Source organism: Ktedonobacter sp. SOSP1-52 (assembly GCF_016587395.1).
Map to the genome: position 1 here is coordinate 1,644,151 of NZ_BNJH01000003.1, position 25,865 is coordinate 1,670,015.

Here is a 25,865-nt window from a genome sequence, read left to right on the forward strand (position 1 = left end):
GCGAATGAGCAGAAGCTACGCAACAGCTACTTGCTTGACAGAAGCGAGCAGCTCTGCAAAACGAGAAGTTGGCGTGGTTGCCAGCTTCGCTTCTGCAATCCAATGACAAGCCCGAAGCATGTTGATGGAGGTCGCTGTTAGAAACGCCTGGAGATTGAGCTTTTTCACGCCAATGTATCGGGATCTGCGTATCTCACAGGTCCGTACACTTTGAGCAACGGTTCCTTCAATGCCTGCTCGCGCTGCATACAGGGCTCGAAATTCAGCGGTTTCCTGACGTTTTCGAGCCTGCTGAAGTGCCACATAGCTGGCTTCATCTGGTCGCAAAATGAGTACTTTGGCTGCGGTTGACGAACACTTCTCATGAAGTGTGCAAACCCGACAAAGGGGAAGGGGAAACCGGATACGCAGACTTGGCTTTCCATGTCGATCAGGGATATGTCCCCAATCTCGGCTTGTCTGCCCAGCCGGACACAGGACCTGTTTGGCCTTCCAATCAATGTGGAAGTGGCTATGATCAAAGCGCCCAGCTTCTTTTGAGGCCCAACTGGTATCAGGAAGAACCGGCCCAACCAGATCAACCTGATGGCGATGCTGACTCGTAGCAAGCAGTTCGGCGTCCACATAGCCTTTATCGACCAGGTGCTGGCCGGGGAGAAGTTGGTTGCCAGCCAAGCGTTCATGAAGATTTTCCATGACGTCTCCATCTGGGAGCGTGGATGCTGTCGTGGTAACTTCGAGCACAAAATGAGGCTGATCAGCGTCACATCCTTCGGTAAAATGCACTTTGTAGCCAACCCATCCTGTCTGCTTCTTCTTGCTGTATCGCGCCTCCACATCATATGGCGATTGGATCAAGAGCGCTGCCGGGGGAAGCTCCTGATCTTTTCTCCAAGGTGTTCCCTGCTCACATGCGTGATACTGCTGGATCCAAATCCTTCGCAGAATCTCTACGGCTGGGAGTTCTTGTAACCAGGCATGGGTTGTGCTGCCCCAGATGCTCTCCAGGAGCCTTCGGCCGTCAGCTCCAATCTGCTCTGAGAGCTCTTGACGCGCTTTCTCGTCCTTTGGTAAACGAAAGTCGCTAAAGCGTGATCGATATCGTTTTTCCCATTCAGGTTGAACACGCTCAAGAAGCCAATCGGGAGCTACTTCTGCCAGGATATTGAGGACATGGCGCATGGTTTCTCCAACACATTCCAGACGGTTGACAGCTCGAATAGCCGCCAGAATATGCGTTGAATCTGTCCGTTGTTTGCCTCGTGCTTTGACCCAGCCTCGTTCTCGGAACTGAGACAACATCAGATCAAACAAACGGCGTTCCGCTTGATTGGCAAGGAGGCGACCACGAAATTCACTTAACACGGAAAAATCAAATCCTGGATCCTTGATTTCTAAGCTCAAGGCGTATTTCCAATCAATGCGCGTTTTCACTGCGTCTGCTGCCTGCCGATCCGTTAACCCTTCTGCATATTGCATTACCATCACCAGTGCGAGACGCCAGGCCGATATTGCAGGCTGTCCTTTGTTGGAAAATAAGTCAAGGAAATCTTCATCGCGAAAAAACGTTCCTAATGCATCTCGCATATGAATACAGATGTTGCCTTTCGGCAAAATGGCTTGTGCTATCTCTACAGTTTCTTCTGGGACTGGCGGTATCGCTTGTGGCTGTAGTGTCATGGGTTCCCTCCCTCCTGAATGCTTGTTTTTTCTTGCTTCTTCAGTATCTCACATTTCGCCTCAAATTAATTCGCCAACAATATCTTAGTGGGGAGCTACCAGGCCTGCCCCCTGGAAATTTTTTATACATTGTTGCTTTATCAATCCGGCCCGTAAAACCCCTGGCTTGAGCCATGGGGATACAAGGGCCGTTCCTTGTGGGAGTGGCTTTGGGTGGCGCAGGAATGCACCGACTTGACAGAAACGCGAGGCTTCTGTATACTGCTTCTTGAAATCCTGTTCTACACCTGTAATAAGGTCTCAGCACCGAAGTGGGCAGAAATGCCGTGAGAGGAGGGGAGACATGGAAGATGCGAAGGAGACTCCGGGATCACAACCAGATAAGACACTGTTACCGGTGCGCGTCAAAGCCTATGTCTATCGTGTGTATCCCACCCGCAAGCAAGAAGGCACCCTTCTCTGGACGCTTCGGCGCTGTAAAGAGCTCTACAATGCGTGTCTGGAAGAACGCACCGCCGCCTACAAAATGGCAGGCGTCTCGGTCTGCTATGGTATGCAGGCTGAGCAATTGCCTCAGATCAAAGAGGAGCGACCCGAGTATCAGGAAATCTATTCTCAGGTGCAACAGGATGTGCTCAGACGCCTCGATAAAGCCATGAAGGCCTTCTTTCGGCGCGTTGATGAGGGGCAAACCCCAGGCTATCCACGCTATAAATCCAACGCTCGCTATCGCTCCTTCACCTATCCGCAGAGTGGCTTCGAGATCATCGGCGCCCTCACGTCCCATGGCACCACAAAGAAGAAAACCTGTCGGTTGAAGCTCTCAAAGATCGGGCATCTCAAGATGGTGATGCACCGACCCATCAAAGGCACCATCAAAGCCTGTACCATCAAACACGATGGCGACCACTGGTATGCGTACTTCAGCGCGGAGCAGGCCATTGCTGTCACGCCGGTGCATCCCTCCACCAGGACAGTGGGCGTGGATGTGGGCATCACCTCCTATGCCACGCTCTCCACAGGCGAGCAGATTGCCAATCCACGCATCTCTCGTTCGACTGAGCAACAGATCAAGGAGGCCCATCGCAGGCTCTCTCGGCACAAACGGGGCAGTCATCGACGTGCCCGAGCCAAGCGTGCCTTGACGCGACTCTATCGCAAGGTACACCACCGTCGGCAGGACTTCCTGCACAAGACATCGCGCCGGCTGGTTGAGCAGTATGGTACCCTAGTGTTTGAGGCGTTAGAGATTCCCAATATGACGGCACGGCCCAAGCCCAAACCTGCGCAAGCCCCTGCACCTCCCCAGGGAAGCAACAGTGGAGCGCAAGCCTCGGCGGTGACGCACTATCTGCCCAATGGAGCGGCGGCCAAGGGTGGCCTCAACAAGAGTATCCTGGACGCGGCCTGGGGCCGTTTCATCACACTGTGTGCCTACAAAGCGGAAGAAGCTGGTGGCATAGTGGTGAAGGTGGCGCCCCAGCACACGAGTCAGCTGTGTAGTGGCTGCGGGGTCCTGGTCCCTAAAGACCTCTCGGTGCGATGGCACTCCTGCCCCACGTGTGGGGCAGAGCTTGATCGCGATGAGAATGCCGCGATCAACATCGTGCGCCGCTATGAGCTGCACGGACCCATTCGTGAACGCAAGAAACGCAAATCCACCAGGAAGGTGGTCGGGGCGGGAAGCGCCCCACAGTGATCGGTTCCCTCCAAGGAGGGTGCCAACCACTGTCGAAGCCCCCGCCTTTAGGCGTGGGGTACTTCACGAGAGGTAGACGTTGGACCAGTCGCCGAAGTAGAGTCCGCCACCATTGAGAACGACGCCATGGAGATTAGCGGGGATGATGCCCGCCAGTGTCTGATGCGAGAGCGGGAGCCAGCCCACATCATCGATAGCGACTCGCTCGGCCTGGGCATAGAGATCCAGGCGCTCCTGGCCTGATTTCTGTTCGGCCTGTGCCACCAGGCTATCGAACTTAGGATTGCTCCAATCGCCATTGTTATTGGCCGAGGTGGAGAGCAGGCTCAGGTCCAGCCATTCATAGGGATCGGGGAAGTAGACGCCCCACTGGGTAAAGCCAAACTGGACCGTGTGTTTGGAGGTCTCGCTATTATACGAGGTCAGTTCCATCGGATTGAGCTTGACCTGCACACCAAGGGCGGACTGCCACATTGCCTGCAAGGCCGTTGCCGCATCCTGGGGAAACTGTGAACCAGGATACGAAAACGTCACGGGCGGCATCTTACTGACATCTGGGTAGACCGACTGGAGGAGCTGTTTGGCCCTGGTCATGTTATATGAGATACCAGCATAATCTGGCTGGGCGCCGGGCTGGCCCGGCGGGATGATTGTGCTAGCAGGTGTAACAGAATCTTTAAAGATGTTTGTCGCCAGAAGGTTTTTATTTATAGCCGCGGCAAAGGCTTGGCGAACGGCCGACTTGTTGAAAGGCGCGGTCTTATTGTCAAAGAAGAGCAGATTGCTTTGCAGGATAGGCTTGCGAATGAAACCAGGCAGGTTTTTCGCCGTCTCCTGGTCGTGTGGGGTAATGCCCCAGGTAAAGTCGTATTGTTTGGCCTGATACGCTTTATAGGCGGTCTCTGGTTCTTTGACAAAGAACATTTCGACCTTCTTCAGCTTTGGTTTGGCGCCATAGTAGTTGGGGTTTGGCACCAGATCCATTTTGACTCCGTGTTGCCAGGACTGGACGATGAAGGGGCCAGTTCCTACACCCTGTCCCGCCACGTGCTGTGCCCAGTCGACCTGCCCATATTTCTCGATGAGCTTCTGATTGAGCGGATAAAAGAGGTTAACGGTTAGTAGTTGGAGGAAGTAGGCGGTGGGACGTTCCAACGTGACCTGGAGCGTCTGGTCATCGAGCGCCTTCACTCCCTCTAGCGTTGTAGTCTTGCCACTATTGACATCTTTTGCTCCGACAATGGCCTCCTCCAACACGGGCGCAATGGGAGACTTGACCTCGGGGAGCAGGGCGCGGGTCCAGGTATAGACATAGGTCTGCGCCGTAACGGGCGTGCCATCAGAGAAGGTGATGCCCTTCTTGAGATGGAAGGTGTAGACCTTGTTATCCTTCGAGATATCCCAGGTGGCCTGGTCTGGTTGAGCGCTCAGGTTCTGATCCGCCTTTACCAGGCCTGTGAAAAGCATGTTGATGGCCAGGTTAGAGTTAGAGTCAGAGCCGCTGGCGGGATCAAGCTTGCCAATGTCATTGGTTCCAACGTTGGGGAAGCGCAGGACCTGGTTGTTTGTGGATTGATTGTTCTGCTGTGTGCCTCCTCCGCAGGCGGTCAGGAGGAGGATTGCCAGGCTGCTCAAGAGTAAAAAGGGCAGCAGGTGTGTGCGCTGTTTCTGTGTATACTGCATACACAGTCTCACTTTCTATGGTTCAGATGTAGAGGGATGAGTCACGCTGGCCCGGGCTATTCTCTCTGCACAAAATATAGTTATCAACTTCGATATTATTTTCATGAACTTGTCAGAAAAACCGCTCCGGGTTGTATATGACTTCTGGGTAGATGAGGCTATCTCCTCTTTAAGAAGATAGTTCTCTATAATAATACTCTATTGCTTGCTAGAATGCATATATTGGCGGGCATCTCATTTATGTATCGGCTTGCTACCAGGCTTTCTCCATATCAGACAACTCTATGGTAAAAAGTCAGGTCGAATTGTGGAGGCATGTTTTTCTTTAGTTCTGACTATGATCTTCTTCCGAAACCCAACGTCACTGGCGTGCCTAGCGCTTCGCACTCAGGGTTTTCGGATCAGAAGTATGCAGGAAGTACCAGAAATTCGCAAATGCTTACTGTGTCGGCAATTGTCTATGTTATGGTAGATAGAAGAATGGATTTGTATGAATGGAGGCGCTTTGCTGTGAAAAAACGCTTGTGTATTTTATCAGTGCTAGCTGTGTGTATATTTCTGGTTGCCTGTGGCGCATCTTCAGGTTCTGCGGCTATGCCCGGTAAGAAAAGCGCGTCGGCGACATCAACCTCTACGCAGAAGCAAATGGGGACAGAGGTGGCGGAGCGTCCTCTCGTGACGCCAACGCCGAAAAAATCAGTTCAACCAACGCCAACACCACAACCTACGCAGGTCCCTACCCAGGGAGGAGCAAATGGTGGGAATACTGGTGGAAGCAGTGGTGGAGGCAATGGCGGTGGTACCCCTCCCGTTTCGAGCACGGATCAGCAGTTAGCGCAGCAGCTCTTTGCGCTGGTGAACCAGGATAGAGCCGCTCAAGGTCTGCCAGCGCTTACCTGGACGTCCACGCTTGTGGTGAGTGCGTCTCGACATACCCAGGTCATGGCAGGAGAGTGTGGGCTCTCGCACCAGTGTCCAGGCGAGAGTAGTCTGGGGACGCGCGAAACGAATGCGGGAGTCAACTGGAATGCCTGTGGCGAAAATATTGGTACAGGTGGTCCTGCCCCTTCCTACAATGCGCAGTGGAGCATGGCTTTAGGCCTTCATCGGAGTATGATGAATGAGACCCCTCCTAATGATGGGCATCGTCGTAATTTGTTGAGTAGCACTTTTCATCATATTGGGATTAGTATCTTTGTCGATGCACACAATACGCTCTGGTTAACCGAGGATTTCGCGAATTAGCTGTATGAGGACTTTGTTCTCGTTCCTGGAGGAGATGTGTGATGGAAGTGCTAGCTCTCGATTTTTTAAATAGTGATTATCGTGATTATCGTGGAAGTGGTCGTGCAGAGGACCGTTTCCTGCAACTTGCCTGGCGCCAGCAATTTCTAGCGCGCTGGCACTTAGACGTGGATGCAGCAGCTCTAGATGAGAGTATGATGCGTTCTCTGATCACACTCCGATCACACCTATGGGCCTATGCGGCTCGCCTCGCGCGGGGGGAGCCGCTCGCTGTGGCTGATATGACGCAACTACAGCCGTATCTCCAGGCCTCTGTTGTGCGGCGAACCCTCAGTCAGGACCAGGATGGTCATTGGCGAATTGTGTTGGAGCCGTTGCAGAAGGATTGGCTCTGGGTACAGAGTGAGATCATGGTCTCTTTTGTGGAGCTAGTGACAACGCAAGACCCTACGCGCATAAAGACCTGTGAGAACGATGCCTGTGGCTGGATCTTTTTTGACGCCAGCAAGAATCGTAGCAGGCGCTGGTGTGCAGGGTATGCCTGTGGCAATATGATGACAGTGCGGCGTTACAGAGCACGCCAGACGCATCATAGCCATGCGACAGCGAGCGAAGAATCTCATTGATTCTCGCTCTGCCGCATGTCTTTGCCTCTACTGGGTCACGACGTTTTCTTCAGTTTGATATATGCATGCTGTTTGGGATCATAGCGGTAGACGGGATTGCCATCTTCATATTGAAGATCACCGCCTTTGCTTGATAGCCACATCAGAACCTGCGTATTCGGTGGGAGGTTTGTGTTCCATTGCCAGTGTCCCAGGGCCTGTGAACCGGTGACGCCATAGAGCCATATTCCGCCATCATCGTCAATAGTGTTAGGTGAGAGTTTACGACAAGGGACCATGTCATCGTCTTGCTGCCCCTCAAGGGTAAAATCGCAGGCTCGTAGCATCATTTTCTCTACCGTTGTGTGTGGTTCAAGATAGGGATAATTATCCAGGCCCGGCACCTTTTGTGGTTGCATCATTGCCAGCGCCCAGACCCATGAACCAACCTGGACATGCATATCAGTTGCGACAAAGAGGCTCACCGTATCGTTGTTGGTAATCTGGATCTGTAAATTGCAGCCACCGCTGCAATCAACGTATCTATTTGCCTCCGCCTGTTGTTTGATGGTTTGTGGTAAGTGAATCAGAGGCGTAGGTGTTGGCTTCACAAACGAAGGTTCACTAATTTTACGCACAATGCCACCGATGGCGACCAGAGGCGACTGAGGTTGGAGTGGGATGACGGCCCCGACTGTTAAATTCTGACAATTCTGACCAAAGACACGGTTCAACGCTTGTATAGAATTTTTTTGCGCGTCATTAAAAATTTTCGTTGATTGCCCCATATTCATTTGATTGGCCAGGATTTCATTACAGGAATCGCCATCTTGAATGGTGTAGGGAATAACTCCCATCTGTGGTGAGACGGCGGGAAACGGAAATGATGTATGAGGTGGTGGAAGGTCCGCATGTGCGCCGGTAATAGTTGAAAAAAGTTGTGAAAGACTTAAAAGGCCGCTATTTGCAATAAATAGAGAGCAAGCGAGAAAAGGTAAGAAGCCAACAAAGCATATAACAATTCCAATAATAGTTTTCCACGGTAGCGAACGAGCAATAATATCCACGTTCTCTGCCGATGAAGACCTGGGAAGAAATCGGCGGGACATGATATACTCCAATCTTAGCCTTTTATTGTTTATAACTTACATATTCTTATTATAAGAAGTACCGTAAAAGTTATAATGAAAGTTATTTAAATATATAGTTTGTTTTATGATAGGTATTTCATATAGAGAGTGGTTTTGTGTGCTGGTCTTTCTTAGCAAGGACACCTTCTATATCTAATCCCGTGGGTAAGTGCTTTCGGGTAGTATGTGTGATGCATGCCAGCCATTGGCTGGCATGCATCACACATACTACCCAGGCGAGCGCCGCAGGCGCGAGAGCCATGAAGCTTTGCTATTTCGTATAGACGAAACGTTTGCCATGTGTTGGCAGGTGGCAGGAGATGTGTGGATGAAAGGTGCGAATGTAGTCAACAAAGAAGCCTACGCGCCCGGTATTGGCGGCAAACATCTCATAGTGGGTCGGAATGACGCAATCTATGCCAGCGGCGGCAGCCAGGTCTGCGGCCTCGCGCTCATCCATATTGCCCACGAGTTGCTGTTGTTCGCGGAAGTAGTTGCGTCCGTTGATGGGAGCAGGGCCAGGTCAATTGCATGGGAAAGTAAGTGTGCGGCCATGCTATCATAAACAAGCGTATCCCCAGGATGATACAGGCACACGCCATCGAGGTCCAGGACATAACCCAGGTAGCGATACTGCCCCTCGCTCTCCTCAAAGCCAAAGTTGTAGATTGCAGGTGGGCATTGAATTGCGTGTACAGCGGGAACAGGCCTGAGCCGGCAGGTTCCTAGCATATGCTCTTCGCCAGGCTGGACACCAAGAATGCGCTCGCTCTCTATCCCCGTTTCAGTGAGTTGCCCGATGATAGGACGAGGAACGACGAAGCGGAGCTGTGGCTGGCGCTGAGCCAGCTCTTGCAGGGCGGGGAGATCCAGGTGGTCCAGGTGCTCGTGTGTGCAGAGCACAAAGTCGATCTCTGGCGCGGTCGTGGCGCTAAAAGGAGGAACGACTAGCCGTCCCTCATGCTCTGAGAGGAAGGGGTCAATAAGCATGGTCAACGAAGCACTTTTGATGGCAAAGCCTGCCTGTCCCAGCCACCATAGGGCAATACTTCGGATTGGTAGTTTTTCTGTAGCGCTTATCTCCTGAGCGCAAGTATGTGGATAGGTTTCCATAAAAAAAAGCCTCCTTCTGGGATGCTTTCGACTCGATGACTGGCAGATAGGCGCGGCCCAGGTCTCTCATGCCTGGTTACATCTCTCCTGATTAAAGATACCAGCCATAATAATTATTTTTAATTCGAAGAATTCCTAATTGAATATGCATAGTGTAGATGATAAAAACGGCACTGACAAGAGGAAAAATGGTCTGTTCAGCTCGCAAAAAAACACTCCTTATGTCGAAGTTCGCTTTGGCATCAAGCCTGACGCCTTAAATGTGGGAGGCATCAACCTCTTTGGCGAAAAGTTTGGCAATTATCCCTAGCCAAATGTCTTGAAGGTGAACTTCGCCCACCCCAATGGAGGCACACGTATAGAGCAAGCGCGCCTCAATGGCTCCCAGCCAAATACTCTTTCGTAAATGCTAGCATTTGCATTTATGAATAAAGGGCGCTACACTTGAGCCATGATAGCTGACCTTTTTTAGAAAAGAGAGACACAATGCAGCAATGGTTGTTTGTAGATGCGGACGATACGCTCTGGGAGAATAACATCTATTTTGAAGAGGCCATCCATCGTTTTATTGAGTTCCTTGCCCATAGTAGCATGCAGGTGCATGAAGTTCGCGCCGTACTCAACGAGGTCGAGCATACTGCTGGATATGGCTCTAAAAACTTTGCGCGTAGCCTGGTAGAGACCTATCATCGCCTTGTCGAGCGGGAAGTGAGGGACGAGGATCTGGACTATGTCAGGCGCCTGGGCGAGGAGATTGCGCACCATCCCCTGCAAATTCTAGAGGGTGTTGAAGAGACGCTCAAAGAACTCGCACAGAAGCATCACCTTGTCCTTCTGACCAAGGGGGAGCGCGAGGAGCAGCAACTGAAGGTTGAGCGCTCTGGCCTGGAGTCTTACTTCCAGCGTATTGTGGTCGTAGAAGAGAAAAACACCGGCACCTATGAACTCCTGACACAGGAGTTTCAATGTCCTCTCGCGGACACCTGGATGATTGGGAACTCTCCTAAATCTGATATTAATCCCGCTTTAGAGGCAGGCCTAAATGCCGTCTTCATTCCTCATGAGCATACCTGGGTTCTTGAGCACCAGGAGTTGCGCGAGCCGGGACCAGGCCAGTTGCTGATCCTGGACACCTTTGCCGATCTGCGCGCACACTTCTAAGATCTTCTTCCGAAACCCAACGTCACTGGCGTGCCTAGCGCTTCGCGCTCAGGGGTTCGGATAAGTAGTAAGCAGCTCCAGGTAGAGTCGAACAGCAAAGGAGCCACCAGAGGGAACAGCTGTATGTATCAGCTAAGCCTCTAGTAGCTCCTTTGCTGTCTGTTCTTTAGAGGCATGCCAATTCTATATTCACATTTTGAACGCTTTATCATGAAAAATGCTTGACAAGGAAAATAGCAATAAGCTATAATAGATATAGCTAAAAGTTATTATTAACTAGAGATGAGAGTGCATCACACTGTGAGACCGCAGTTACTGCACGTGTTGGATTCCGGTGAGGTAAGCAAGAAGGTCATCAGGATTGGCTCAGTTCATGAAATGCGACGTTTCTTACGCAAGCATGGCTCGTAACTGGCGAGCGAACATGCTATTATATGGGTGTCTGCTGTCTCTTTAAATATGTTCTTTGATATTTATGATTGTGGCGCGTCTTCACTATTATGATGGAGGATATGCGTATGTACTCGCGCCAGAAGAGAGCTCATTGGTCTTATTGGCTTGGGGCGGGCCTGTTACTTGCTTGCGCCCTGGTGTTCCAATTTGGCACTGGTTCATCGGTTGTCCTGGCAGAGACCAGGGCCACTGCCCATGTTGACCGGGTGGTTCTCAATAGTGATATCAATGCTTCTTCATTGCGCCTCCTTTCGCGGGCCATAGAGAGTGCCTCAAGCGATGGAGCACACGCGCTCGTGGTCGAGGTGGATTCTCCGGGGGGCGACCTGGATTCCATGAAGGCGATGACGCAGAAGATCCTTGCCAGCACGGTTCCTGTAGTAGCCTATGTGGCGCCCGCGGGTGGACGAGCGGCTTCAGCGGCGGCGTTTGTCACCCTGTCGGCGCAAATCGCGGCTATGTCTCCTACGACGCGTATCGGCGCAGCCAGCCCGGTGACGAGCACTGGTGGCGATATTGAGAGCACCTTGAAGGCCAAGATTACCAACGATCTTGTCGCCTCGATGACCAGTATTCAGCAACGTTATGGACGCAATGTCTCCCTGGCCGTGCGGATGGTGACCAATGCCAGTTCCTACGATGATGCGACCGCGATTCGCTCCCACATTGTGGACCTGGGCGCCCCCAACCTGAACAGCTTACTGACGAGCATTGATGGGCGGCAGGTGCGTCTAAATAATGGGCAGCAGGTGCGCTTGCAGACGGCGGATGTCGGTATTCAGGATGTGAGCGAGACGCCCGCCGATGTGTTCTACAATTTTCTCCTTGATCCAACGGTCATTTTCTTCCTGTTCCTGGTCGCTATGCTGGGAGTGTACCTGGAGGTATCCCACCCGGGCGCGATTGTGCCTGGCGTGACTGGCGCCATTGCCTTACTCCTCTTCCTGTTTGGAGCAGGCTCACTTGCGCCAAACTGGGCGGGCTTGGCGTTGATGCTTCTGGCCTTTGTGTTGCTTGTGCTGGATGTGCGTCTCCCAACGCATGGCGCGCTGACCATTGGAGCTGTGGTCTCGCTGATTGTGGGCTCGCTGATTTTCTTCAACAGTGGCGGCTCATATAATGCAGCCTATCTCAACCCGTGGATCATTTACGGCGCGGGCGTGGTGGTTGGTTTGATGGGCCTGAGCATCGTCGCGTACGCTGTGCGAGTGCGTCGAGCACCGGTACGAAGTGGCCAGGAGGCGATGTATGGCGCGAAGGCTGTGGCCTTAACACCGCTACAGCCTGAGGGACGTGTTAGCTATCAGGGCGAGAATTGGGCTGCGCTCCTAGATGTTCCGGATCTGGCGGTAGATAGTGGTACGGAGCTTGAGATTGTCGCAGTGGAAGGGCTGCGTTTGCGCGTTCGCCCCCTGGTAACTCCTGGTGTGGATACTGGTAAGATTGCTCCACCTCTTGAGTAAAGAGGCGATTTCATACATCTATTCGTTGTTTTTGCATATGCATGAATGTCTACAAAGTAGACCGTTGGAATGAGCAGGCTCGTTTCAGCGCGTGCAGGAGGTTTTTTATGGATGCCTTACTTGGTTTTGGCACATTCCTCATCATCTTCGTTATCATCGTGGTGGTGATTTTAGTGCTCTCTGGCCTGCGTGTGGTGCAGGAGTATGAGCGTGGCGTCGTCTTTGTCCTGGGTAAGTCGACGGGGGCGAAGGGGCCAGGCGTCTTCTGGGTGCCCCCATTCATCTCGCGTATGATAAAGGTCGATCTGCGTATTGTGACCTTGAACGTACCCGCTCAAGAGGTGATTACGCGTGATAACATCACGATTAAAGTCACAGCGGTTGTCTATTTTTACGTGGTAAATCCTGAGGCCGCGGTCATTCGGGTCTTGAATTTTATTCAGGCAACCACCCAGATTGGGCAGACAACCTTACGTAACGTACTTGGTCAGTCTGAATTGGATGAGTTGCTTGCCCAGCGCAACAAGATCAACCAGGAATTACAGAGTATTATCGACGAGCATACCGAAAGTTGGGGTGTGAAGGTCACGGCGGTCGAGATTAAGGATATCGAGTTGCCAGCGACGATGCAGCGCGCGATGGCCAAACAGGCCGAGGCCGAGCGCGAAAAGCGCGCGAAGATCATTCACGCTGGCGGTGAGCTGCAAGCCTCTGCACAACTGGCTCAGGCGGCTGGTGTCATCGGTTCGCAGCCCGGCGCCTTGCAGTTGCGCTACCTGCAAACCTTGACGGAGATTGCGGTTGAGAAAAACTCGACCATTATCTTCCCGCTTCCCATGGACCTGATCGAGCCACTGTTGCAAACAGCACGCCGCGATAGTGCCAATGGGCAGGCGAATGTCGAGGTTTCTCGCTATACACCGCCCACGCCCGCCCGTCCGCAGACGCCACCGGCACCAACTCAGCAGCCCCGCCATCCTCAAGAGTAGGTGGCATAGAAAAACGCGAGCAGGGACACACATACACATGCGTGTGTTCCTGCTCGTGCGTACGTGAATGCGGCTCACACTAGATGGCCTAGAGGTGAGGAGAGGAGTTATTCTCTCCCTGTTTCGCGCGGAGGTACTCAGCGCAGGCGCGATAGGTTTCCTCTGAGATGAGTCCCCTCGACATATAGTGGTTAAGCATCACATCTAGCTTTAAAATACTCATCAGGTTGTAGCCATGACGACGCAGGCGCTCAGCGGCGCCATGCTCGCGGTCTACAAGGACAATAACATCTTTGACCGCCAGGCCATTTTCTTGCAGTAGGGATGCGGTCTCTACAATGCTACTGCCCTGGGTGACGAGATCGTCGATGATGAGGGCGGTATCACCCTTAGTAAAACGGCCCTCGATGCCCCGGTTCCCGGTTCCTTCTGGGCGAATACGGGCATAGATAAGCGGTGTGTTGTTTTCAAGGGAGTACGCGGTTGCCAGGAGAAGGCCACCAACCGGCACACCTGCCACAACATTAAAGGGATGTACCCGCGAACGGCGTAGTGATTGTGCCAGTTGAATCTCTTGCTGCATCAGTTTGCTGGCAACGCGAAGGGCGGTTGGATGACTGATTAAAACCTTGGGATTGACGAATACCGGCGAACTGACCGCGGACTCGCTCACGGTAAAGTTGCCAAATTGAACGCCTCCCAGGTCGAAGAGAATCTGTGCCAACCAGAGATTATCCAAAGACTGCTCTTTTGCCACCTTAGCACTGCGGCGCAGTAGCTCTCTTTCAGAAGAGAGATGCACCGCCTCCTTTCTTTGCTCTAAACTCTCTGATGCATATGAAAACAAGCGAACATATGAGAAATGGAACCCTTCTTTTACGCGAAACCTGCATGCTCGCTTGCATCAGATAAGAAGGATGCGCTATTTCAGTATATCATAGTTCCTGAGTTGATAGCTAGGCAGGGGAGAAGGGCTTCTCAAACGCCCACCTTCTGGCCCTTTGGGTTCTATGCAAGGTTGTCGATTATGGTTAGGAGAGAAGGGTAAGTGTGCGCCAGGTGCTGCGACCCCCTTACAGTCTGCTCCTGTACTATATTTATGCAGGGCGAGGGCGAGGGATGGCGAGGAAAAAGCCGCGAAACAATGCTATAATATGCTCATAACATGACGCGATCGCTCTCTGTATACACCTCAGGATGCCATCTGTGTCGAGCATTTAGAAGAGAGACCTTCGTAGCGTGCGTGGAAGCGTAGGAGGTCTCGTTGTTCTCCATATTCAAAGAAATATAATTTAGGTGAGACTACATGCCTATTGTAAGTGTTATTCAATTGGGAAAATCCTTTGGTGCCGAGCGTATCTTCTCTCAGCTCAATTTTCAGATTGATCCCCTGGATCGTATTGGCCTGGTTGGCCCCAATGGCGCGGGAAAATCTACCTTGATGAATATCCTGGCCGGTCTTGAGGAGCCAGATGAAGGGACTGTGGCGGTCGGACGTACTATCCGTATTGGCTATCTAACGCAGATCTCTGCTTTTGACCCAGATAATACACTGCGTGCCGAGATGCTGACGGTATTTGCGCAAATTCAGGAGTGGGAGCGCGAACTCAGTGACCTGGCTACCCAGATGGCGGCCCCTGATGCTCAGCAGGATCACGCGCTCTATGAGCGTATGCTCGCTCGCTATGCTGAGCTGCAAACGCGTTTTGAGCATGCTGGCGGGTATACCTACGAGAATCGCGTAGAGCAGGTCCTCGATGGCCTGGGCTTCACACGTGAGCAGCAGCACGCGCCATTTAAGCATTTGAGCGGCGGCCAGCAGACGCGAGCCTCGCTAGGCAAGCTTCTGTTGCAGGAGCCGGATGTCTTGCTGCTGGACGAGCCAACCAACCACCTGGACCTGGACGCCCTGGAGTGGTTGGAGACCTATCTCTCCACCTGGAAGGGCGCGATTGTCATCGTGGCCCATGATCGCTACTTCCTGGACAAGATCGTCACGCGTACAATTGAGCTGGCGTTCGGGCGTATTGAGGAATATCCAGGCAACTATACCAAGTACCTGGAGCTGCGCGAGGAGCGTATGGAGCGCCGTCTGCGTGAGTACGAAGCGCAGCAAGCCTACATTGCGCATACAGAAGAGTTCATTCGGCGTTATAAAGCGGGCCAGCGTAGTAAAGAGGCACGTGGTCGTCAGACCTTACTGAATCGTATGGAGCGCGTGGAGCGACCGCAAGATTTCCAGACGATGAACTTTAAGTTCTCGCCTGTGGTAGACAGTGGCACAATTGTGTTTTCTACGCGTAAGCTCTTGATCGGCTATGGAGTGCGTGCGCGCCAGGATGTTCCCGCCGCGCAGGAACCGAAGGTGCTTGTGCAGGTGGCCGATGTTGAGTTTATGCGCGGCGACCGTGTTGGCTTGCTTGGTCCCAATGGTTCAGGGAAGACGACCCTCTTGCGCACCTTAACTGGCGAGCTCTCTCCGGTTGGTGGCCAGCTCCAGCTCGGACACAATGTGCGGGTGGGCTATTATTCCCAGACACACGAAGGGCTAAATATGGAGCGGACTATTCTGGACGAGATCCGTCAGGTGAGCGCCTTGAGCGAGGAGGGCGCGCGCACCTTCCTGGGACGTTTCCTCTTTTCAAACGATGATGTCTTCAAGCAGATTGGCTCCTTGAGCGGCGGTGAGCGCAGTCGCGTTGCCCTGGCCAAATTAACCCTCCAAGGTTCCAACTTCTTAATCCTTGACGAGCCAACCAACCACCTGGATCTGCAATCGCGACAATTTCTCGAAGAGGTGCTCAGCGACTATGATGGAACCCTGCTGTTTGTTTCGCACGACCGCTACTTTGTAGATCGCCTGGCGACAAAAGTCTGGTCCATTGAACAAGGGGTCCTGATTCCCTACATGGGCAACTACACGGAGTACCGCACCTTCAAGCGGCCCCTGGTCCTTGATGTGCCCCAGCCACTACTGGCGCCAGCCGCAAAGAAGCAAGTGACAGAGCCAGAGCCAAAAAGCGCGAGCCCGGCTCGGCCTGCTGGCAAGAAGGGGAAAGGGAAGGTCAAGACGCGCACCATCGAGGATGTCGAGAAAGACATCGAGAAGGCGGAGACGCGGGTAAAGACCCTGGAAGAAGAACTGTCTGAAGCAGCATTACAGGCAGATGCGGCACGACTTACTACGTTAAATGAAGCCTATGAACAGGCGAAAACGCAGGTGGAGGAGCTCTTAGCCGAATGGGAGCAGCTGGCCGATGTTGCCAGTTAAGAATAGTTTGTCTGTAATAAAAAGCGCGGTGCTCAGCACCGCGCTTTTTATTACAGACAAACTATTCTTAACCGCGTTTGCGTAGGCGATTGATCAGTCCCGCGATATAGCCAATGATGGCGAGGAAGAGGGCTAGCGTGCTCAGGATGGGCAACGCAATCGCGAAGAAAATGGTTGGCTCAAGCAGCGAGGGATGAGTCTTAAATAAACTGATGAGGCGTGTCTCGCCGAATTTATAGGCTCCTCCCACAATGGCGAAGCCTACGAGGCTGAAGAGCAGCGTCGTGAACACGCTCTTAAGGCCATGGCGGAAGGCGCCAAGGAAGGCATGCACACATAAGAGTCCTAGACCAATACTGGCGATAAGCAGGCCAAGAGGCGCCGGTAGCTTTGGAACGATAAGGAGAGCTAGCCCACCAATGGCGAGAAGTGTGCCCAGAAATTGCAGGGCGAGACTTCCCAGGAATCTTCCAGGGGGAGAGGCGGTCGCGGCCTCTTTGCTCAGAGGCGTTATGGGACTTTTGCCGTTAGAGCTCTCGGCTGAGGCCAGGCTGGCCATGATATTGGTTTTGATCCCATAGGTCTCAGGATTGTTGGGGTTGAGTTCCAGGGAGCGTTCTATGGCAACCAGGGCCGCCTGATACTGACCACTGTTATTGAGCAAGACGGCACGCATGCTCCAACCAAGCGCGTTATTGGCATCAACCTGGATTAACTGATCGACGGTCGTGAAGGCCTCGCGGGTGCGACCCAGCGAGCCGAGCAGTTGGCATTTGAGCGTCAGGGCTTCAACATTTGTTGGCTGCACCTGCAAGGCTTGTTCAAGTAGTTGCAGCGCGTAGGGTTGATTATTTTGTTGCAGTTGTTGTTGGGCCTGCGCTACTAGCTGCGCGCTCTGTTGCTCTTTTTGCGCATTGGCATTGAGCTGCTGAGGAGGACCAGGAGGGGGAGCAACCTGGGTCGCAGTCGCAGTGCCAAAGTTGCCGGTAGTGGTATGCAGGGGTTGGTGCGCAGGTGATGAGCCTGCGGCGGTATGAACAGGCTCCACGGCTTGAGAGGTTGATTCTCCTGACAGCAGGAAGGGGACCTGGAGTTGACCAATCGCGATGATTTTATGCTGCTCATCCAGGTTTTGTGCCAGGACGCTCTGGAGCTGTTGGAAGGTAATATTCCCGCTCTGTGGATCTCTGGCGGGGCCACAGAGACCTGCGATCATGCGGTGAGCGAAAATGCCCAGGCCTTGTTCTCCGCGCTCCTCACCAAACTCATTGCCGCGACAGGAGAAGGTAAGCAGGTGTTTAGTTGGTTGCAGGCTGCCGGAGAGGGTGCGCCCAAGCAGGGGCGTAAAATCGAAGGGTGAGGTCCGGCGCATACTCCAGAGCTGCCCAGTCTGATAGCAGTCGAAGACGAACACAAGCTGTGAGGCGCGACATTGGGGTAAAATCTGGCGTATCAGCGTCCCCAGGTGGAGTGCAGTCTGTGTATTCTGCATCTGTGTGTTTGCCAGGGCCAGGTAGCCATCACCGGTTCGCTCATCCACGAAGGCCTGCCCGGCAAAATAGAGCAGGACCTGGTCGCCGGGCGTCGCAAGCTGTGTACACATTTGTGACACGAGTGATTTAAATAATTCATGCGTAACATGCTGACCCTGGATCAACTGCACATCGCCGGGTGACCACTTTCCACCCTGATTATTCACAAGCCACTGCGCAAGCGCGCGTGCGTCGTTCTCCGCGTAGCGCAATGGTCGAAAAGCGGGGTCTTGAAACGTATTTATGCCAGCAATGAGGCCCAACCGCCTACTCATCTATACTCCTTGATTATCCTGTGTATTTGGTCTGGCTATTGGGTTATTGTACGATATGAATTATGGAGAGTGTAAGAAACAAGCAATAACAAGTACTTTTGGGAGAGCGTCTGCGTCGGAGCGCTACTGAAGGCGCGGCGTTCATCGATGAGGGCGTATGCGTGTCTGCTATCGACGGGCGCTGCTCTCGCGTGCTTTGCTCTTGTCTTGTGTCTATCTTAGCATGCCGAAAGGGAGATGCCAATGCCATATATATTGGGCCTGACGGGAAACATTGCCTGTGGCAAAACTTCCGTGGGTCAGATGCTGCTCGCCTCAGGTGCTCAGCGCTATATTGATGCTGATGCCGTCGTACATCGACTCTATGAAAAAGACCAGCCCATTGCGCGCCAGGTCGCCTCCGCCTTTGGTAACAGTGTGCTGAGTCCTAACGGCGATGTGGACCGTAAGGCCCTGGGAGCTATTGTGTTTTCTGATGCCGAGGCCATGAAGCGCCTGGAGGCAATTGTGCATCCAGCGGTGAGTCGCGCGTTACAGGCTGAATTACAGCAGGTGGGTGAGAAGGATATCGTGGTGCTCGACGCGGTAAAGTTACTTGAAGGTGGCTCGGGTGCACTGTGCCAGGCGAAATGGCTGGTTGTCTGTACGCAAGAGCAGCAGCTACGCCGCTTGATCCAGCGGAATGGGCTGAGTGAGGAGGATGCCTGGGCACGTTTGCGTGCGCAAGCGCCAGTTGAGCCGAAGAAGAAGCTGGTGGATGTTGTGATTGATAACAGTGGAACACTTGAGGAGACACGCAAACAGGTAGAAGCAGCTTTCACACATTTTTGCGAGCAATTTGTATATTAAGGGGCCCTGATAGGTGGTGTGGTGCGCCTGGGCAATCTTCGGTTGCCCAGGCGCACCACACCACCTATCAGGGCGAGCTTGCGAGCCGAGACGCAAGAGCATAGAAGCCGTTTGAGCAGTCCCAGGAGACAAAAGAAGGTATATTGACAGAAAACATTGTACTACGTATAATCGTCGCAACCTTAGCTTAGTTTCGTTTGGATGACATTTCTCCAGATAAGCGGGTGTTAATCGCTTACATGGTTTTCATAAGGGGAAATGGTTTTTCGGAGGGAAAAGATTGGGGGATCTGAAAGTTCTGGTGAGATTTACGGTTTGAAGAACGTAATTCTTATTAAAGAGGTCACTGGAGCCGATCTATGACCAGTCGTTTTTTATCATCTGCCTGGCGTAGAATGCTTGCTTCCATTGTGTCCTACTTCCATAGTTCTCGATGTGGCATGAAGGATAAGTGCTATTTCTAAGGAGGCTAACGTGCGTATGCAAAAACGTTGGACACGGATGTGTGCCCTGGCGTTGGGCGTTCCGCTGTTGCTGGCAATCCTGGCAGCTTGCGGCCCCGGCACTGCTACCACAGGCTCAAACGGTGGTGGTTCTGGCTCAACCATCATCAAAGTGGCAACCGACTTTCCCGCCTCTGGTCAGGATACCGCCAATGGTAAACCTGCTCAGAACGGCGCAGAATTGGCAGTTAATGAGTCCAAGAATTTAATCCCCGGCTACACACTGCAATTTGTGCCCAAGGACGACGTGGGCGCGCAGGGTGTTAATGATCCAGATACCGGCAAAAAGAATGTGACCGAACTGATCGGTGACGCGCTGGTTGCTGGCATTGTTGGCCCCTTCAATAGCGCGGTCGCCCAGGCTGAGATGCCGGTTGCGAACGAAGCCCCCATTGTCCTTATCAGTCCCTCCAATACCAACCAGTGCTTGACCCAGGAAGGCGCCAATGTTGGTTGTACCGGTGCGCAGGACAAGGTTCCCACACTGCGTCCCACTAATAAAGTGACTTACTTCCGCCTGGCCACCACTGATGATCACCAGGGAAGCGTGATCGCTGACTTCCTCTTCCAGAAGAAGGGTTTGAAGAAGGCCTATGTGGTTGATGATACAACTGTCTATGGTGTCGGTATCGCCAATGTCTTCGTCCAGGAATGGCAGAAGCTGGGTGGCACCATCGTGGGCAACCGCGAGAGCAAGCAGAAGAGCAATGACTACGGCGGTACCGTCGCCAATGTCAAAGCCGCCAATCCCGATGTCGTCTTCTATGGTGGTACCGATAGCCAGGGTGGCACGCAGTTGCGCCAGCAGTTGCTGAACGACTCCGGTACCGCGAACCTGGCCTTTGCTGGTGGTGATGGTATCGTGACCACCGCCTTCGCGCAGGCCGTCGGCACCAAGGGCGGCGCAACCTATGGCACCGTCGCGAAGGTTAACGAGACCGTGCTTCCCGCCGCCAAGAGCTTTATCGACAACTATGACAAAGCCTATGGCGCAGACCAGTATGGTGCCTATAGCGCGGGTGGCTATGACTGCATGAAGGTGCTGCTCAATGCCATTAAGAGCGCCATTGATAGCGGGGCCAAGACACCAAAGGACTCCAACGATTCCGCCGGTGCCAAGACCTTCCGCCAGGCCGTCATCGACGCGATGATGAAGACCGACTACAATGGTATCACTGGCCATCATACCTTTGATAAGAATGGTGATACTACCAACAAGGTCATCTCCATCTACCAGGTCGCCGACGTCAACAGCAAACCTGACTTCAAGTTTATTGATCAGATTGCTGCGAAATAAGAGCAGGCGCATATGTCAGGAGGAGTAGAGGATGCTCTGCTCCTTCACTTTTGCAACGAAGCTTGGACAAGGCGCAATCGGCTACCCAAGGATGTAGGTAGCTATGAACGACGCTGGGGGAGTCAGCGACAGGTGTTGATCTGTGGCTACTCCTCCTTTGCTATTGAGGGTTACTCCCTGAAGGCGTGTGCCTCTCTTTGATAAAGACGGAGAAAAGACGTACATGATACACTTTTTTCAAGTCCTGACGATTGGCCTGGTGGCGGGCGCGATTTATGCCCTGATCGCGCTAGGATATACCATGGTCTATGGTATTATTGAGCTGATCAACTTCGCGCATGGCGATATCTTCATGATCGGCTCGATGCTTGCTATTGCGGCGTTGACTTTGATGGGTGTGACTGGAAGCTCTCACCCCACTGGACTCGCGTTGGCAGGCTTATTGATTGTGTCGTGCCTCTTTGCTATGCTTGGCTGCGCGGTGTTGGGCGTATTAATCGAGCGTATTGCCTACCGGCCCCTACGCAATGCTCCCCGCTTAGCCCCGCTGATCTCGGCTATTGGTGTCTCCTTGATCCTTGAGGATATTGGCAAACTCTGGAATGGCATTAACTTTGTTCGCTTTCCACAAATATTCCCTCGTTATGACTACTGCCTCTGGCCTATCTCGCTCGATTCTGTCTTTCCTCCTCATGTGACCTGTCTTGCCAGGCCTGCGGATACCGTTATTATCACAAGCAATAACCTGCTCGACATCATTATGGCGGTTGTGTTGATGATTGCGTTGCAGTGGCTGGTGTCACGCACGAAACTAGGGCGCGCCATGCGCGCAGTTGCCCAGGATCGCGAGGCCGCAGCTTTAATGGGTGTGAATGTCGACCGCGTCATTTCAATGACCTTCTTTATTGGCGCGGCACTGGCTGGCGCAGCAGGCTTTATCTATGGCTTGCAGTATGGCAACACCATTTATTCTATTGGCTTCGATTATGGCCTGGTTGCCTTTATTGCCGCGGTCCTGGGTGGTATCGGCAATATTCGAGGCGCCATGCTTGGCGGCCTCTTTATCGGCGTCATCGAGGCGATGACGTCCTTTATCCCTGACTCCAATGTCTATGGCTTTGGCCTTCCCCATGGTGGTGGAGCCTGGACGCGTGCCGTTATCTTCGCCATCTTGATCCTGATCCTGGTGTTTCGCCCCTCGGGCTTGTTGGGTCAGCAAACACCTGAAAAGGTCTAGACAGAGACTAGAAATGCTCTTGCTGTCTTCCTATTCTCTTATGAGGTGAGGTTATGTTGTCTGCTCGTATGCTTCTTCCTCCACCCGAGACACGAAAGTTGTTGCTCAAGTGGGTCATCGCGCTTCTCATCCCGCTTGCGGTGTTTACCTTTGTCTGGAGTGGCGAAGGCATTATCAACAACGTCTTTTTGAGCTATGTCTCTCCGGGGGAGGCTATACTTCCGTTCGCAGATTGGCCCTCGCTGATCGAGGCCACTGTCTTTATCGGGCTCTTATACCTGACGATTATCGCGCTGGTAGGCTATCTGGTCGCTGCTGATAGTGGACGCCGTGGCATGAGCGAGCTCTGGATCGATATGCTCTTCCAGGTGGTGGCTCCCCTGCTGCTGGTCCAGGCCCTGGGCCTGATTATGGGAATGGCTGCCAGCATCATCGTCTGGGGCCTCTATGCCTTTGGACGCACCAGGATTCGCCAGGCGCTCAAATATGTGCCTCCAGCCCCTCAGGCCAGCCTGGATATCCTGACCGAGGAGGGGCGTGCGCAACGCGTGCAGCAGGCTACTGCGGCGGGCCTCTGGTTTGCCCTCGCTTTTGCTCTTGTCTCTCTGGTGCTCGATATTGTCTACTACATTGCTGGCTCTATTCCCAATACATTGTTGATATGGATTGTTGCGCGCACGCTCTTGCTGCCAGTGGCAGGCTATTTCCTGGGTCGTCTTGGTGGTAGGCGCGCGATGCGCCGGTCACTTCAGGCCAGCGCGAATGGTACGAATGGGAATGGCGCGGCCAAACGCACAGAGCGCCAGATTGCCGCCCTCTCTCTCGCGCGAGCGAAGGAGAAGATCCGTGAGATTGTGCCCACTGACCTGCCACTGCTGAGCCAGGGGGCGCAACGCTTCTATATGGTGTTGATTGTGGCGTTCGCGCTCTTCTATCCCGTGTTGGACCCGCTCCTGTTTGGCTACGGTACGGATGGACGCCTGGCGGCATACGGCGATGCTGGGTACTATGTGATCCTGGCGCTGGGCTTGAACATCGTGGTTGGCTTCGCGGGCCTGCTGGACCTGGGCTATGTCGCATTCTTCGCCATTGGCTCCTATGTTTGGGGCTTCTTTGGCTCTACTCAGTTTCAGATTGTGACGGGCATTACAATTGCGCCAACTACCTGGGCCTGGCTCTTCTGGCCCATGGTCATTGTGGCGGCCCTGATCGCGGCCCTGTGGGGTGTGATTCTAGGCGCGCCTACCCTGCGCCTGCGCGGTGACTACCTGGCGATTGTGACACTGGGCTTTGGTGAGATTGTTCCGGTGATCTTTAAAGAACTGGATAAGTATACTAATGGCATCAATGGTATCGTTGGTGTCTACTCGCCAGCTTTCCCAGGGGTGAACTGGACCTCGATTACTGCGGGTCCCTATTACTACCTGATCCTGGCTCTGATTGCCCTGTGCGTCTTCGCTAACCTGCGCCTGCGCGACTCACGCCTGGGACGTGCCTGGATCGCCATTCGCGAAGATGAGATCGCCGCCTCTTCCTCTGGTATTAACCTGGTGAACACCAAACTGCTCGCCTTTGGCGCGGGCGCCTTCTTCTCTGGTATCGCGGGCGCCTATCACGCTGCTAAACTGGGAACGGTCTCGCCTGATAACTTCAATTTCAGCGACTCGATCATCTACCTGGCCATGGTGGTCATTGGTGGTCTGGGGAGCATTCCAGGTGTGGTCGTTGGCGCTATCGCCGTCTACGCGATCAATCTGCAAATCCTGGGGCAGCTCGATACGCTAGCGGCCGATCCCAACAATTTTCTGCATGTGTTCAAAACGTTTCCCAACTTTGCTTTTAGTAATATTCGCGGCTTGATCTTTGGCGTCATTCTGGTCCTGATCGTGATATATCGGCCAGAGGGATTGATTCCAAGTGCGCGTCGTAGGCGCGAGTTGCACCATGAGGAGGAGAAGATCCCAGAGGCGGATGCCGGAGATGCCCTGGAGGTTCCCCCAGGGACAACCGATTTTGAAGAAGGCGTGCGTGTTGAATAAGTCAGGAGCAAGAGCATGAGTGAGATGCAAGCAGAACGTGTTGAAGGCACGCCCTCTGAGCCTATAACAGGCGAAGCCTTGCTGGCGTTGAAGAACGTCACCAAGGCCTTTGGTGGCCTGACCGCCGTAGGCGACCTTGACCTGTTTGTGCGGCCTGGGGAAATTGTGAGTGTGATTGGCCCCAATGGTGCCGGCAAAACGACCGTGTTTAACCTGATTACCGGGATCTATCGGCCAACAAAGGGCGAGATTACCCTGGATGGGACGTCTATTGTGGGTCTGAACCCAGACCAGGTGCTGGTGCGTGGCATCGCTCGTACCTTCCAGAACATTCGCCTCTTCAATAACATGACAGTGCTGGAGAATGTCCTGGTGGGGCAGCATACGCAACTGAAGGCCAGTGTCCTGGGTTCGCTTTTTCGCACGCCGCGTGTGCGCCAGGAAGAAGAGGCGGCACGCGAACGGGCTATAGAGCTGCTGAGCTTCTTTGGCTCCTCCCTGGTGGATCGGCAAGATGAATATGTTATTAACCTCTCCTATGCGGAGCGCAGGCGTGTTGAGATCGCGCGTGCGCTGGCGGCGAAGCCTAAGCTCTTACTGCTGGACGAGCCGACGGCTGGCATGAACGAGGCCGAGACATTGGAGGCAGTGGGCTATGTCCGGCGCCTGCGCGAAGAATTGGGCCTGGCGATTCTCTTGATCGAGCATAAACTGGCGGTCACGATGGGCATCTCAGATCGTATTGTCGTGCTCGATTATGGACGCAAGATCGCTGAGGGCCTCCCCGAAGAGGTGCGCCGCGATAAGAAGGTTATTGCCGCGTACCTGGGGCAGTCCGCTGAGGAGCCAGAACAGACAGAAGAGCACGAGGTCAAGTAGGATGTTACAACTCAGCAATATCAATACATTTTATGGTCCCAGCCAGGTGCTCCACGAGGTGTCCCTGGAGGTGCAGAAAGGCGAGATCGTCTGTCTGCTAGGCGCGAACGCGGCAGGCAAGACCACGACCATGAAAACCATTTTTGGCCTGGTGCGTCCACGCGGTGGCTCTATCCTCTTTGATGGCAAGCCTATCGAGCGCCGTTTGACGGGCGATATTGTCGCCTCTGGCCTGGCGTTAGTTCCTGAGGCCAGGCGCATCTTCCCGCGCATGTCGGTGCTGGAGAACCTGGAGATGGGAGCATACACGCGCAAGAGTCGCACGGAGCTTAGCCAGGATCTGGAGCATGTGTGCGATATCTTTCCTCGTCTGAGGGAGCGCCTGAAGCAGGCGGCAGGCACGATGTCGGGTGGCGAGCAGCAGATGCTGGCCATGGCACGCGCCCTGATGTCGCATCCACGTATGATTTGTATGGACGAGCCCTCGATGGGACTCTCGCCCATTATGGTGGAGACCGTCTTTGAGACGGTCCAGCGCATCCGTAACGAAGGTGTGACCGTTTTCCTGGTTGAGCAGAATGCCTCCATGGCCTTGAAACTGGCGGACCGTGGATATGTCTTGCAGACAGGCAAGATTGTGCTCAGCGATACGGCCGCCAACCTTTTGACCAACGACCTGGTGCGCCAGGCCTACCTGGGCGGTGCCTAGTCGCCGCTGACCAGAGGGGGACAACGCTACTAAAGTACGCGTCTACATATCCA

At 53.4% G+C, this 25,865-nt stretch carries 21 protein-coding genes; 14 read left to right on the forward strand and 7 right to left on the reverse strand.

Translation table 11 applies throughout. The features are described from left to right. Nucleotides 1-15 precede the first annotated feature (15 nt). Nucleotides 16-1,680 (reverse strand): IS1182 family transposase, encoded by a 1,665-nt coding sequence (locus JMJ16_RS32455; RefSeq protein WP_201381424.1) that lies wholly within the window; start codon nt 1,678-1,680, stop codon nt 16-18. A gap of 343 nt (nt 1,681-2,023) precedes the next feature. On the opposite strand from JMJ16_RS32455, the gene JMJ16_RS32460 reads away from it, so the two are divergent. After that, nucleotides 2,024-3,379, forward strand: coding sequence for an RNA-guided endonuclease TnpB family protein (locus JMJ16_RS32460; protein WP_201388341.1), 1,356 nt, complete (start codon nt 2,024-2,026; stop codon nt 3,377-3,379). A 63-nt stretch (nt 3,380-3,442) separates the two neighbouring features. On the opposite strand, the gene JMJ16_RS32465 is transcribed toward JMJ16_RS32460, so the two are convergent. Then, nucleotides 3,443-5,062 (reverse strand): peptide ABC transporter substrate-binding protein, encoded by a 1,620-nt coding sequence (locus JMJ16_RS32465; protein ID WP_201388343.1) that lies wholly within the window; start codon nt 5,060-5,062, stop codon nt 3,443-3,445. Between the two features lie 594 nt (nt 5,063-5,656). Between JMJ16_RS32465 and JMJ16_RS32470 the strand changes: the two genes are divergently transcribed. Both JMJ16_RS32470 and JMJ16_RS32475 read left to right on the forward strand, forming a co-directional pair. Next, nucleotides 5,657-6,307 carry a CAP domain-containing protein gene (locus JMJ16_RS32470; RefSeq protein ID WP_201388345.1) on the forward strand — a complete coding sequence of 217 codons (651 nt, stop codon included), beginning with the start codon at nt 5,657-5,659 and terminating at the stop codon, nt 6,305-6,307. Nucleotides 6,308-6,348: 41 nt separating this feature from the next. Next, nucleotides 6,349-6,933 carry a CGNR zinc finger domain-containing protein gene (locus JMJ16_RS32475; protein ID WP_201388347.1) on the forward strand — a complete coding sequence of 195 codons (585 nt, stop codon included), beginning with the start codon at nt 6,349-6,351 and terminating at the stop codon, nt 6,931-6,933. A gap of 35 nt (nt 6,934-6,968) precedes the next feature. On the opposite strand, the gene JMJ16_RS32480 is transcribed toward JMJ16_RS32475, so the two are convergent. From JMJ16_RS32480 to JMJ16_RS32490, 3 genes are all read right to left on the reverse strand, one after another. Continuing rightward, nucleotides 6,969-8,021, reverse strand: coding sequence for a hypothetical protein (locus tag JMJ16_RS32480; RefSeq protein ID WP_201388349.1), 1,053 nt, complete (start codon nt 8,019-8,021; stop codon nt 6,969-6,971). A 292-nt stretch (nt 8,022-8,313) separates the two neighbouring features. Further along, nucleotides 8,314-8,502 carry a hypothetical protein gene (locus JMJ16_RS32485; RefSeq protein ID WP_201388351.1) on the reverse strand — a complete coding sequence of 63 codons (189 nt, stop codon included), beginning with the start codon at nt 8,500-8,502 and terminating at the stop codon, nt 8,314-8,316. After that, nucleotides 8,457-9,155, reverse strand: coding sequence for an MBL fold metallo-hydrolase (locus JMJ16_RS32490; RefSeq protein WP_201388352.1), 699 nt, complete (start codon nt 9,153-9,155; stop codon nt 8,457-8,459). Before JMJ16_RS32490 ends, JMJ16_RS32485 begins: the two co-directional genes overlap by 46 nt. A 145-nt stretch (nt 9,156-9,300) precedes the next feature. On the opposite strand from JMJ16_RS32490, the gene JMJ16_RS32495 reads away from it, so the two are divergent. The 4 genes from JMJ16_RS32495 (at nt 9,301) to JMJ16_RS32510 (ending at nt 13,221) form a co-directional block, all read left to right on the forward strand. Then, nucleotides 9,301-9,465 (forward strand): hypothetical protein, encoded by a 165-nt coding sequence (locus JMJ16_RS32495; protein ID WP_201388354.1) that lies wholly within the window; start codon nt 9,301-9,303, stop codon nt 9,463-9,465. Between the two features lie 176 nt (nt 9,466-9,641). After that, nucleotides 9,642-10,316, forward strand: a complete 675-nt coding sequence (locus JMJ16_RS32500; protein WP_201388357.1) for an HAD family hydrolase — start codon at nt 9,642-9,644, stop codon at nt 10,314-10,316. 518 nt (nt 10,317-10,834) lie between these two features. Continuing rightward, nucleotides 10,835-12,232, forward strand: a complete 1,398-nt coding sequence (locus JMJ16_RS32505; RefSeq protein ID WP_201388359.1) for a nodulation protein NfeD — start codon at nt 10,835-10,837, stop codon at nt 12,230-12,232. 107 nt (nt 12,233-12,339) lie between these two features. Next, nucleotides 12,340-13,221 (forward strand): slipin family protein, encoded by an 882-nt coding sequence (locus JMJ16_RS32510; protein WP_201388361.1) that lies wholly within the window; start codon nt 12,340-12,342, stop codon nt 13,219-13,221. A gap of 88 nt (nt 13,222-13,309) precedes the next feature. Here the strand turns inward: JMJ16_RS32510 and JMJ16_RS32515 are convergent, their stop codons facing one another. After that, complete coding sequence (locus JMJ16_RS32515) at nt 13,310-13,960, reverse strand: orotate phosphoribosyltransferase (RefSeq protein WP_236038093.1); 651 nt, start codon at nt 13,958-13,960, stop codon at nt 13,310-13,312. 567 nt (nt 13,961-14,527) lie between these two features. On the opposite strand from JMJ16_RS32515, the gene JMJ16_RS32520 reads away from it, so the two are divergent. Further along, complete coding sequence (locus JMJ16_RS32520; protein ID WP_201388363.1) at nt 14,528-16,492, forward strand: ABC-F family ATP-binding cassette domain-containing protein; 1,965 nt, start codon at nt 14,528-14,530, stop codon at nt 16,490-16,492. A gap of 67 nt (nt 16,493-16,559) precedes the next feature. Here JMJ16_RS32520 and JMJ16_RS32525 read toward each other — a convergent pair whose 3' ends face one another. Then, entirely contained in the window at nt 16,560-18,299 is a 1,740-nt protein-coding gene (locus tag JMJ16_RS32525; RefSeq protein WP_201388365.1) for a tetratricopeptide repeat protein, read from the reverse strand. Between the two features lie 243 nt (nt 18,300-18,542). Here JMJ16_RS32525 and coaE point away from each other — a divergent pair, with 243 nt between their 5' ends. The 6 genes from coaE (at nt 18,543) to JMJ16_RS32555 (ending at nt 25,812) form a co-directional block, all read left to right on the forward strand. Then, complete coding sequence (coaE, locus tag JMJ16_RS32530; RefSeq protein WP_201388367.1) at nt 18,543-19,148, forward strand: dephospho-CoA kinase; 606 nt, start codon at nt 18,543-18,545, stop codon at nt 19,146-19,148. Between the two features lie 480 nt (nt 19,149-19,628). Further along, nucleotides 19,629-20,948 carry a branched-chain amino acid ABC transporter substrate-binding protein gene (locus tag JMJ16_RS32535; RefSeq protein WP_201388370.1) on the forward strand — a complete coding sequence of 440 codons (1,320 nt, stop codon included), beginning with the start codon at nt 19,629-19,631 and terminating at the stop codon, nt 20,946-20,948. Nucleotides 20,949-21,171: 223 nt separating this feature from the next. Beyond that, nucleotides 21,172-22,185: a branched-chain amino acid ABC transporter permease gene (locus JMJ16_RS32540; RefSeq protein ID WP_201372226.1), complete on the forward strand. Its 1,014-nt coding sequence runs from the start codon at nt 21,172-21,174 to the stop codon at nt 22,183-22,185. A gap of 53 nt (nt 22,186-22,238) precedes the next feature. Then, complete coding sequence (locus tag JMJ16_RS32545) at nt 22,239-24,224, forward strand: branched-chain amino acid ABC transporter permease (RefSeq protein ID WP_201388372.1); 1,986 nt, start codon at nt 22,239-22,241, stop codon at nt 24,222-24,224. A gap of 15 nt (nt 24,225-24,239) precedes the next feature. Further along, nucleotides 24,240-25,103 carry an ABC transporter ATP-binding protein gene (locus JMJ16_RS32550; protein ID WP_201378200.1) on the forward strand — a complete coding sequence of 288 codons (864 nt, stop codon included), beginning with the start codon at nt 24,240-24,242 and terminating at the stop codon, nt 25,101-25,103. Between the two features lies 1 nt (nt 25,104). Then, nucleotides 25,105-25,812, forward strand: a complete 708-nt coding sequence (locus JMJ16_RS32555) for an ABC transporter ATP-binding protein (RefSeq protein WP_201388374.1) — start codon at nt 25,105-25,107, stop codon at nt 25,810-25,812. Nucleotides 25,813-25,865 lie beyond the last annotated feature (53 nt).

What these genes read in the sequence shown, in the direction of transcription:
- JMJ16_RS32455 (WP_201381424.1), bottom strand. Translation starts at nt 1,680, where the DNA reads ATGACACTACAGCCACAAGCGATACCGCCAGTCCCAGAAGAAACTGTA.
- JMJ16_RS32460 (WP_201388341.1), top strand. Translation starts at nt 2,024, where the DNA reads ATGGAAGATGCGAAGGAGACTCCGGGATCACAACCAGATAAGACACTG.
- JMJ16_RS32465 (WP_201388343.1), bottom strand. Translation starts at nt 5,062, where the DNA reads ATGCAGTATACACAGAAACAGCGCACACACCTGCTGCCCTTTTTACTC.
- JMJ16_RS32470 (WP_201388345.1), top strand. Translation starts at nt 5,657, where the DNA reads ATGCCCGGTAAGAAAAGCGCGTCGGCGACATCAACCTCTACGCAGAAG.
- JMJ16_RS32475 (WP_201388347.1), top strand. Translation starts at nt 6,349, where the DNA reads ATGGAAGTGCTAGCTCTCGATTTTTTAAATAGTGATTATCGTGATTAT.
- JMJ16_RS32480 (WP_201388349.1), bottom strand. Translation starts at nt 8,021, where the DNA reads ATGTCCCGCCGATTTCTTCCCAGGTCTTCATCGGCAGAGAACGTGGAT.
- JMJ16_RS32485 (WP_201388351.1), bottom strand. Translation starts at nt 8,502, where the DNA reads ATGGATGAGCGCGAGGCCGCAGACCTGGCTGCCGCCGCTGGCATAGAT.
- JMJ16_RS32490 (WP_201388352.1), bottom strand. Translation starts at nt 9,155, where the DNA reads ATGGAAACCTATCCACATACTTGCGCTCAGGAGATAAGCGCTACAGAA.
- JMJ16_RS32495 (WP_201388354.1), top strand. Translation starts at nt 9,301, where the DNA reads ATGCATAGTGTAGATGATAAAAACGGCACTGACAAGAGGAAAAATGGT.
- JMJ16_RS32500 (WP_201388357.1), top strand. Translation starts at nt 9,642, where the DNA reads ATGCAGCAATGGTTGTTTGTAGATGCGGACGATACGCTCTGGGAGAAT.
- JMJ16_RS32505 (WP_201388359.1), top strand. Translation starts at nt 10,835, where the DNA reads ATGTACTCGCGCCAGAAGAGAGCTCATTGGTCTTATTGGCTTGGGGCG.
- JMJ16_RS32510 (WP_201388361.1), top strand. Translation starts at nt 12,340, where the DNA reads ATGGATGCCTTACTTGGTTTTGGCACATTCCTCATCATCTTCGTTATC.
- JMJ16_RS32520 (WP_201388363.1), top strand. Translation starts at nt 14,528, where the DNA reads ATGCCTATTGTAAGTGTTATTCAATTGGGAAAATCCTTTGGTGCCGAG.
- JMJ16_RS32525 (WP_201388365.1), bottom strand. Translation starts at nt 18,299, where the DNA reads ATGAGTAGGCGGTTGGGCCTCATTGCTGGCATAAATACGTTTCAAGAC.
- coaE (WP_201388367.1), top strand. Translation starts at nt 18,543, where the DNA reads ATGCCATATATATTGGGCCTGACGGGAAACATTGCCTGTGGCAAAACT.
- JMJ16_RS32535 (WP_201388370.1), top strand. Translation starts at nt 19,629, where the DNA reads ATGCAAAAACGTTGGACACGGATGTGTGCCCTGGCGTTGGGCGTTCCG.
- JMJ16_RS32540 (WP_201372226.1), top strand. Translation starts at nt 21,172, where the DNA reads ATGATACACTTTTTTCAAGTCCTGACGATTGGCCTGGTGGCGGGCGCG.
- JMJ16_RS32545 (WP_201388372.1), top strand. Translation starts at nt 22,239, where the DNA reads ATGTTGTCTGCTCGTATGCTTCTTCCTCCACCCGAGACACGAAAGTTG.
- JMJ16_RS32550 (WP_201378200.1), top strand. Translation starts at nt 24,240, where the DNA reads ATGAGTGAGATGCAAGCAGAACGTGTTGAAGGCACGCCCTCTGAGCCT.
- JMJ16_RS32555 (WP_201388374.1), top strand. Translation starts at nt 25,105, where the DNA reads ATGTTACAACTCAGCAATATCAATACATTTTATGGTCCCAGCCAGGTG.